Origin of the sequence: Dasania sp. GY-MA-18 (assembly GCF_024734385.1) — a bacterium.
GTDB lineage: Bacteria > Pseudomonadota > Gammaproteobacteria > Pseudomonadales > Dasaniaceae > Dasania > Dasania phycosphaerae.
The window spans coordinates 153,805-163,265 of sequence record NZ_JANHAP010000011.1; the positions used below are offsets into that span (position 1 = coordinate 153,805).

Annotated in this window: 8 protein-coding genes; 5 read left to right on the forward strand and 3 right to left on the reverse strand. The window is 43.3% G+C overall.

Annotation, left to right across the window (positions count from 1 at the left end; all coding sequences use genetic code 11):
* Nucleotides 1–45: 45 nt before the first annotated feature.
* Both NO559_RS13930 and NO559_RS13935 read right to left on the reverse strand, forming a co-directional pair.
* Nucleotides 46–1,269: a CaiB/BaiF CoA-transferase family protein gene (locus tag NO559_RS13930; protein ID WP_258332475.1), complete on the reverse strand. Its 1,224-nt coding sequence runs from the start codon at nucleotides 1,267–1,269 to the stop codon at nucleotides 46–48.
* A 17-nt stretch (nucleotides 1,270–1,286) separates the two neighbouring features.
* Nucleotides 1,287–2,681, reverse strand: coding sequence for an acyl-CoA dehydrogenase family protein (locus tag NO559_RS13935; RefSeq protein WP_258332476.1), 1,395 nt, complete (start codon nucleotides 2,679–2,681; stop codon nucleotides 1,287–1,289).
* Nucleotides 2,682–2,818: 137 nt separating this feature from the next.
* On the opposite strand from NO559_RS13935, the gene NO559_RS13940 reads away from it, so the two are divergent.
* The 5 genes from NO559_RS13940 to NO559_RS13960 all read left to right on the forward strand — a co-directional run bounded on the left by NO559_RS13940 (nucleotide 2,819) and on the right by NO559_RS13960 (nucleotide 8,789).
* Nucleotides 2,819–3,805: a tripartite tricarboxylate transporter substrate binding protein gene (locus tag NO559_RS13940; protein ID WP_258332477.1), complete on the forward strand. Its 987-nt coding sequence runs from the start codon at nucleotides 2,819–2,821 to the stop codon at nucleotides 3,803–3,805.
* A gap of 65 nt (nucleotides 3,806–3,870) precedes the next feature.
* On the forward strand, nucleotides 3,871–4,392 hold the full coding sequence (locus NO559_RS13945) for a tripartite tricarboxylate transporter TctB family protein (protein ID WP_258332478.1): 522 nt from the start codon (nucleotides 3,871–3,873) through the stop codon (nucleotides 4,390–4,392).
* Between the two features lie 76 nt (nucleotides 4,393–4,468).
* The gene (locus NO559_RS13950) at nucleotides 4,469–6,094 is read left to right on the forward strand and encodes a tripartite tricarboxylate transporter permease (protein WP_258332479.1); all 1,626 of its coding nucleotides are present in this window, start codon (nucleotides 4,469–4,471) and stop codon (nucleotides 6,092–6,094) included.
* A complete protein-coding gene (gene pcaF / locus NO559_RS13955; protein WP_258332480.1) occupies nucleotides 6,072–7,280 on the forward strand; it encodes a 3-oxoadipyl-CoA thiolase in 1,209 nt (402 codons plus the stop codon). Before NO559_RS13950 ends, pcaF begins: the two co-directional genes overlap by 23 nt.
* 378 nt (nucleotides 7,281–7,658) lie before the next feature.
* On the forward strand, nucleotides 7,659–8,789 hold the full coding sequence (locus NO559_RS13960; RefSeq protein ID WP_258332481.1) for a phospholipase D-like domain-containing protein: 1,131 nt from the start codon (nucleotides 7,659–7,661) through the stop codon (nucleotides 8,787–8,789).
* 53 nt (nucleotides 8,790–8,842) lie between these two features.
* On the opposite strand, the gene NO559_RS13965 is transcribed toward NO559_RS13960, so the two are convergent.
* A complete protein-coding gene (locus tag NO559_RS13965) occupies nucleotides 8,843–9,223 on the reverse strand; it encodes a hypothetical protein (protein WP_258332482.1) in 381 nt (126 codons plus the stop codon).
* Nucleotides 9,224–9,461: the final 238 nt, after the last annotated feature.

Genomic DNA, 9,461 nt, shown 5'->3' on the forward strand with positions numbered 1-9,461 from the left:
CACAATAATCAACTGCCGAAGCTAATAACTTTCACAGACTTCTTGTCACAGGACTGACTGCTCTCGTAAAAGAGCAATCTGCTCTTCGTTTTTACTTAAGACCCTGCTTAAAACGGCCTCGGTGTCCTCCCCTAAAAGGGGAGGAGCCTTGCTGTATTGCTGTTTGTTTTTAGAAAACTTAATTGGGTTAGCGATGCCCGGTACCATTCCTATTTCGGGATGTTCAAGTTCTAACTTCATGTCACGAGCAAGCACCTGCGGATCCTCAAATACCTGTTGAATATTTTGTATTGGGCCGCAAGGCACATGGATGCTCACCAATACATCCATCCAGTACTCGCTGGTCTTTTCACTAGTGATTGCAGACATAATTTCAACTAATGCAACTCTGTGTTCTACACGACTAGGGTTAGTTGAAAAACGAGGGTCTTTTGCAAGCTCGGCTCGTTCGACCACATCACAAAATTGCTGGAATTGTCGATCATTTCCGATAGCAATAATTACTTGCCCATCAAGCGTAGGAAAAGGCTGATATGGAGCTAAATTGGGGTGGTACTCACCGGTACGCCCAGGAGCTTTACCACTGCAAAAATAATTCAACCCCTGATTTGCCAACCAGCTTACCTGGACATCAAGAAGGGCCATATCTATATACTGCCCTTCACCTGTGTTATTCCTATGGTGTAATGCAGAAAGAATGGCAACTGTGGCATTCATCCCTGTAGTCAAATCAGCTACCGCCATGCCAACTCTCTGAGGGCCTGCTCCTGGCTGTCCATCCGCTGCTCCAGTTATACTCATCAATCCAGATTGAGCCTGAATTAGATAGTCATAACCTGCATCATTAGCCATTGGCCCCGTCTGGCCGAATCCAGTAATTGAACAGTAAATAAGTCCAGAGTTATGCTCTGAAAGCTGCTTATAACCAAGTCCTTTTTTATCCAAAGCACCAGTCTTAAAATTCTCGACCACAATATCGCTTTTTTGAGCCAGCTCTTTAATTAACTGCTGACCACTTGGCTGACTAATATCAACAGTTACTGAATGCTTACCTCTATTAGTAGAAAGATAATATGCAGATTCTGTAGTTTCGTTTCCGTCCTTATCCTTAAGCCATGGAGGCCCCCAATGACGGGTATCATCTCCCACTCCAGGACGTTCGATCTTTATAACCTCAGCTCCCAAATCAGCTAAAATCTGGGTACACCAAGGTCCAGCCAATATACGAGACAAATCTAGAACACGAATACCTTCTAATGGCCCACCCATAACACTCTCCTCACGACTTATGCAGTTTGCTCATTAAAATCACGAATCATCTGTTTCGCGATAACTAACTGCTGTATTTGGGTAGTACCTTCATAAAGGCGGAATAGGCGGACGTCACGGTAGAAACGCTCAACACAATATTCACTTATGTAACCAGATCCACCATGAAGCTGTACGGCGCGATCAGCGACACGACCTACCATTTCAGTACAAAATAATTTGCTACTTGCAGCATTAAGAGAAACTTTCTCGCCACTATCATAAGAACGTGCAATTTCCTCGACCATACACTTGCCAGCAAAGTACTCTGTCTGACTATCTGCAAGCATTGCTTGTACTAGTTGAAAATTACAGATTTCAGTTCCGAACTGTTTCCGTTCACTGGTATAGGAAACACTCTCATCTATAAGACGTTTCGCAGTTCCTACACTGAGCGCACTGATATGCAATCTCCCACGATCAAGAACTTTCATTGCGGTTTTAAAACCCTGACCTTCAACGCCACCAATTAATGCATCTTTAGGAACACGCACATTTTCAAAAATAACATCACATGTATGGGAGCCTTTTTGACCCATTTTTTTATCTGGTTTACCTAGTGTTATGCCTGATAAATTTGCATCTACTAAGAAAGCCGAAACACCTCTACCACCCTCTTCACGAGTTCCAGTTCTTGCCATTACCGTAAACACCCCTGCACGAGGTGCATTTGTTATGAATCTCTTAGTTCCATTGAGAATGTATACATCTCCTTCAAGCCGAGCAGTGGTCCTTACTGAGCCCGCATCAGAACCAGCATCTGGTTCCGTTAAAGCAAAAGAACCAACTAATTCTCCGCTCGCCAACAAAGGGAGATACTTCTCTTTTTGCTCGGGCGTCCCATCCATAATGATCCCTTGAGACCCGATTCCAACATTAGTCCCAAACATTGAACGAAACACTGGGGACGTGTACCCCATTTCTTGAATAATCGCGACCTCTTCACTCATTGAAAGGCCTAGTCCGCCAAATTCCTCAGGGATCGAAATGCCGAAAAGCCCCATCTCTTTCATTTCATCAATAACGTCCTCAGGAATTCGGTCTTCCTCAGCCACCAGCTCTTCCAATGGGACAAGCCTTTCACGTACATAGCGACGAATAGTTTCTACAAACTGATTCAGTGTTTCTTGATCAAGTGCCATGTGCAGGCCCTCCGCATTCATAACTGTTTCATGTAATAATTTGCACCATACTATGTTCGATATACGAACCAAGTTGCGCTTTCCGAACACTGTATTTTCAATATCAAAGGTTGTCAAGAGCTCTTTGGAAAATTCAAATCGCCCCAAACGAGCTATTTGTAGAAAAAGGAATGATGGAAAGGGGTTTTCTACGAGTAGAGAACAACTCCGTAAAGCAAGAGGAAACTTCACTTCGAGAACCCTTATCCCGATAAAAAACTTGCAGATTGAAAAATACTGTGTAAAAGTTAACCTAAGTTTCGCTTATCGCACATTATGTTCGTTATGCGCACTATCTGAAATCCACATGAGAATAAAAGGTAAATAGGATGAAGAAACTGATAAAAAACTTCGCAAGTGCCGCAGCGCTCAGCGCTGTAGCACTTTGCACAACCATTTCAGCTGTTCACGCTGCTGATTGGCCAAATGACAATATTCGCCTTGTTGTTCCTTACTCTGCAGGGGGAACAACTGATCTGATTTCGCGTAAAGTTGCGGATTTGATGCAAAACGAACTGGGTAACATTGTCGTAGAAAACCGCCCTGGAGCAGGCTCTACTGTTGCTACAGGTCAACTCGCACGAGGTGGTCGCGGCGCTGATCATACAATCTTGATGGCTTCTCCAGGGCACGCTATTGGCCCAGCAATTTATCCTGGTCTACGCTTCAATCCTGTTGAAGACTTCAAGTTCGTTAAGAAAGTAATAACCATCCCGAATGTAATGGTTGTTCCAGCTAATAGTCCTTACAACAGTCTTGAAGAGTTTGTTGAAGCCGCCAAAAACAAAGAAGTAACTTTCAGCTCTCCGGGAACGGGCAGTTCGGTCCATATGTCTGGTGAGCTATTCAAAAATGCAACTACTACACAAATGGTACACGTACCGTTCAGAGGTAGTGGCGAAGCATTGCCAGCTCTGCTTGCTGGTGATGTGGACGTGTCTTTTGACAATATGCCCACTGTTCTTCCTCATATTCAATCAGGAAAGTTAAAAGCACTGGCCGTAACAACTCCAAAGCGCTCACCATTCCTACCTGATGTACCTACTGTTAGTGAAGCAGGTGAACAGTACGGACTCAAAGGTTTTAACACATCAGCATGGTTTGGAATTGTGGCCCACAAATCTCTACCTGATGAAGCAACTACTAAACTTATCGATGCACTATCTAATGTAATGGAAGGAAAAGACTTTAACGAATTCCTACCACGCTTCGGTGCAGTAGCTGGAACTGAGTCGGGAGATGAATTCCGTACGTTTATTTCTTCAGAAGTTGGGAAATGGGCGGAAGTTGCGAAAAAGGCAAATATTAAACGCTGAGATACTGGGTGGCTGGTGTTAATTCAGCCACCCATTCTATCTGGGCTTTTGTGACGAGATTACATATGAATAAATTAGACGCCGACATTGGAGAGGTTGAAGAAAGGTACTACGGACGGCTAAACCCTAATTCAATATTAGGATTAATCACTGCTGCCCTGGCAACGTTCTTTTTGTCTTACCTAGTCCCAAACTACATCGAAGAACCTGGGCACTTAAGTAATCCAATGCTATCTCCTCGTTTTATGCCCGTTGTAGCAGGATGGCTAGTCCTCACTTTGTCTTTCGCAATGGCTATTGAAGGGTTCTTTCGCCCTCCCAAACATACAAAGGCAGAAAAACTACACATAGGAATTCCGAAATCGAGATGGATTCTAATGTTAGCAGCGTGCTCAATATATATGTTTCTTTTTGAGCAGCTTGGAGCCATCGTCTGCGGGGTTCTGGCATGTTTCTCACTATTTGCAGCGAGTCATTTAAGGGAAATATGGGTATACATTCTGGGTTTAGCTTTCCCCATAATTATCTCCCTTCTGTTCATTCACTTGCTAAATGTCCCGCTACCCGCTGGGATGATTTGGGAGTAATTCCTAAAAATTTCCAGGTAGTAAAGCCTACTAATTTGAAAAGCATTTGAAGATTTATTCTTCTTGGACTGCACTTATGGACAACTTTTCTGAAGTACTAAATTTATTTCTGAGCATCGACAATTTCATCGCCATCGCTGCGGGTGTTCTTGTAGGCGTTATAGTCGGAGCAATACCAGGTTTAACCGCCACAATGGCGGTAGCCTTAGCGTTACCTTTTACATTTTCACTAGAGCCAGTGACTGCGATACTACTTTTAGTAGGAATTTATAAAGGAGGAATGTACGGTGGCTCAATAACTGCAATTTTGATTAGAACACCAGGGTCCCCTGCAGCTGCCTGTACTCTATTAGATGGATATCCTCTTGCTCAACAAGGAAATGCAAAAAAAGCCCTGAAAACTGCTCTTTACTCATCATGTGTTGCAGATCTCATTTCGAATATAGCGTTAATTTTTTTCGCAGGTTATCTAGCAAAAATTGCATTGAATTTTGGCCCGCCTGAATATTTCTGGCTGATTTGTTTCTCTCTAACGATAATTGTTTCAGTATCTGGCGATTCTGTTATCAAAGGCCTTATAGCAGCCAGCCTCGGAATTATTGTTTCTACTATAGGACTGGATGCTGTGTATGGTTCACAGAGGTTAACATTCGACAGCTATGACTTGATGGACCGAGTATCGTTTATTCCTCTCCTCATAGGTTTATTCGCGATCCCTGAAGTTTTTGAATTTTACACGTCAAAGATTGTACCTCACGTCCGTTCAGCAGTTAGTGGAGCATCTTTAAGCTTTTCTGAGTTTAAGCGCTGCCTAAAATCAATCATCCGAGGCAGCTTGATTGGTGTCGTAATCGGCGCAATTCCAGGCACAGGGGCCACTGCTGCAGCATTCATTTCATATAGTGAAGCAAAACGTAATTCACCGAGAAAAGATAAATTTGGTAAAGGAGAAGTTGAAGGTGTAGCAGCTTCCGAAGCTGGGAATAATGGAGTGGCCGGAGCGACTCTTATTCCCCTGTTATCTCTCGGAATCCCAGGAGATGTGATTACGGCAATCATACTTGGAGCCTTCATGATTCATGGCCTAACTCCTGGACCAGTACTTTTCCAAGAGAATCTAACCATGGTCTATGCTCTATTTTGTGGCATATTGGTGAGTTCAGCAGTTCTAGTTGTTGTTGGGAACACAGCTATACGGTACTTCTCTCTTATAGCTGAAATTCCAAAATCTATTCTTTTACCAATCGTCCTGATGTTTTGTGTATACGGAGCATACGCAGTTAACAACAGCACATTCGATATTGGTTTGATGCTTCTATTTGGTCTTCTTGGCTTCATCTTCAATCGGGCTGGTATTGCTTCGGCTCCATTCCTTATTGGTTTTATTTTAGGACCTATGTTTGAAGATAATTTACGACGCACCTTCTTAATCAGTAAGGGAGACCCTTCTATATTCTTTAGAGGCCCTATTACCTGGTTATTCGTTTCGCTCACGATTGCATCCCTTGCCTTTGCAATCTACCGCTATTGGCAAAGCCGAAGAGCCACCTACCCCTCCCTTAAGAAGACGAGATGCATCATATCTATCTCGTTTTATAGAAGCTCCCCCTATGCTCCTTGCGTTCAAGGAGAGGGGGGAAGCCACTCATTACTAAATTTAAATTTCAAAGGACCTAAACATGAAAAACGCTTTCATTTGTGATGCCGTTCGTACTCCTTTTGGCCGCTATGGAGGAAGCCTGTCATCTATAAGAGCCGATGACCTGGGTGCAATACCATTACGTGCATTATTAGAACGCAACCCTCAAATGGATCCGGCCCTGATTGATGAAGTGGTTTTCGGCTGCGCCAACCAAGCAGGCGAAGATAATCGTAACGTTGCAAGAATGTCACTTTTATTAGCTGGTTTGCCTGTAACCGTTGCTGGCACCACAGTGAACAGACTATGCGGCTCTGGTATGGATGCAATTGGAATAGCTGCGAGATCTATCAAATCAGAGGAAACCAATCTCCTAATTGCTGGAGGTGTAGAATCCATGTCTCGAGCCCCTTTTGTAATGGGGAAAGCTGAATCAGCTTTCTCACGCGATCCAAACGGGCTTTACGATACTACTATTGGCTGGCGTTTCGTTAATCTCGAAATGGAATCAGAATTTGGTGTTGATTCTATGCCTGAGACGGCTGAAAACGTAGCAGAAGATTTTTCTATTTCTAGGGAAGACCAAGATTTATTTGCTTTCCGAAGTCAGCAAAAAACTACCCAAGCTATATCATCCGGTACTTTCGACTCAGAAATCATCCCCGTAGAGCTTCCACAAAGAAAAGGCGACACCAAAATATTTAATCAGGATGAGCACCCTAGAAGCTCAACTACTTTGGAAGGCCTTCAAAAACTCCGCGCCCCATTCCGTAAGGGAGGAACAGTTACAGCAGGCAATGCCTCAGGTGTAAATGATGGAGCCTGTGCTGTATTAATTGCTTCAGATGATGCGGTTCAAGCCAGCAACCTCACGCCAAAAGCCAAAATTGTGGCAATGGCAACAGCTGGATTGGAACCTAGAATCATGGGCTTTGGTCCTGCCCCTGCTTGCAAAAAAGTTTTACAAAAAGCTGGCTTAACGCTGGAGCAAATGGATGTAATAGAGCTAAATGAAGCCTTTGCATCACAAGCTCTAGCCGTTATGCGTGAGCTTGGATTGCCAGATGATTGTCCTCATGTAAATCCGAATGGTGGTGCAATCGCATTAGGTCATCCTTTAGGGGCTAGTGGCGCACGTCTAATTACAACCGCAACCTACCAGCTTCATCGCACTGGTGGAAAATATGCATTATGTTCCATGTGCATCGGGGTTGGGCAAGGTATAGCAATGATAATTGAGCGAGTTTAATACTCGTAAATGGTATTAACTATATATGAAATCTCCGGAAATCTAATTCCGGAGGTTTCACGAATACTAAATTCCAATTCATTAATGCCCGTATCCGTGCTTTACAAACCACCCCTTATTGAGGGCTGCACACCTTGAAGTGTAGTGGCACACTGAATTTGGCCACCAACCTGATAAACACCTCCCAGCCATGAAATAGTCGGGAACACCTATTAGAATGGGGCCTGCCTAAAAGTTACTCACAGCTACTAACCTAATTAATATCATTTTCTTTTCGTAGATAATGAATTATTAATAAATCACAAATAGGTTATCGGTAATTACAAATAGCTCCAGTCATGGTGAGGCTCGGACTCATAACAAAGGAATAACGTAACAATGGCTGACACGAATGAGTTTGAACTGGTTTTTGAAGGGATATCTAATCGATGGAAGAACGCAGCCTCACAAGCGGAGTTTGCTATTATATGCTCCCCATATATCAGCTCCCCATTAGCTTCAGAAATAATCTATAGATTGGACGGTACGACAGCAGAAATCTATACGTCATGTCGAGTCGAGAATTTTATCAATAGAAGTTCATCGATTGCGTCACTTGTCGATTTGGCTAAAAAAGGACACCGTATATATTCCATAGAAAACCTGCACGCAAAAATCACCATTTTTTCTAACACATTTGCAACGCTTGGCAGCCAAAATACCACCATGCGAGGGATGAATAATCAAGAAGGCAACATGGTGATTACTCATCCTGATAAAGTTGCTGAACTTAAGGCACAAATAAACAAATGGGCAGTTGACGCAGTTCTTATGACGTATGAGGACCTTGAGGAAATTCAGAGGTTAGTAAAACCATTCACAAAAAGATATTTAACCGCCTTACGTCAAGCGAAAGCAGCATACAAATATCGAAACGTCAAAGAAAATAGACCGTCGAGAGCTTCTAATAACCAATCATGCGCAGATAAAAGGGAAGAGTCTAAGTCAAAAATAATAAAAGGGACCTCAATCCGGGACAAACTTCATTCTTTAAAGCAAACAAACACCCTACTGAAATTGGACTCGATTACCCTTGGTGTGGCTACACAATTTGTTCGAAGCTGTGCGTGGTGGTATGCCCACCCAAAAGCCCAGAGGTCGGTTAGAGCACCTGGTCATGCGGATAATATTAAAGACACTGCGAGGTATGGTTGGACATTGGCATTCGGCTCGAACTATTTTCTAGTATCTAGAGCCATCATCCAAACTCGGAATGAGATCAATCTATTTATCGATAGCTATGATACTACCTTGGAATACTCTCTGGATGAGTTACGGAAACGCTTAGAACGAATTGTATCGGGCTGTGTTGCTAACTATGCCTATGAGGAGTACGGAACCTATTACCCTCTTGAACGCAAACATATGGTATTGAGTGTTCATTCCATCAATGTTGAAGATGCAGCAGATTTTATGGTTCAACGATGCGGCTTAGTACAGATCTTCGAGGACGCAGGCCCCTTTCATTGAACTACAGGTACGTTATTGGATGCTTTATTGGACAGGCGTTACAAGAACAAACGTTATTTTTTATGTTTTGCAGGCTTCGGTTTCTTAATAGGAACAAAGGCTTCTTTCAAATGTTGTCTGAACCAGCGACGTCGCTCAATATTACGAAACCTATTCAAGACAAAGCGATAATCACAGCGCCCCAATCTCAGGCAACAACCACAGGGGCAAGACAACTTATTGGCTTCGCGTTTCCGTTTACCAAGAGCCTGTAAAGCGCGCATAACAGCAAGTTTTCCAGTAACACCTAACATCTCGCCATAGTCATCGACCAAGCCCTGCTCACCATGCGCGAGCTCGCCATAGGGAAAATTTCCGTATTCAATACGATGCGTTACAGCGTATAAAAACCCATCAACGTAAGCGCCGTACCAACCACACCCTGCCAGTAACAAACTCCACTCGATAAACTACTCGCTCTAATCAATCAGGAGTGAGCTATGAAGTATAGCCAACAACAGTGGGCAGCGCTTATCAATGAGTGTCAGCAAAGTGATTTGAGTATTGTAAGCGCCGCATCAACCACACCTATATTTCCTCGCTGATCTGATATTGCAAATAGTTATTTGCAAAGATTAGCGGGCCATTTTATAGTTATTTTCGGTTCAGGATGAACCTACTGCAAGGAAGGTA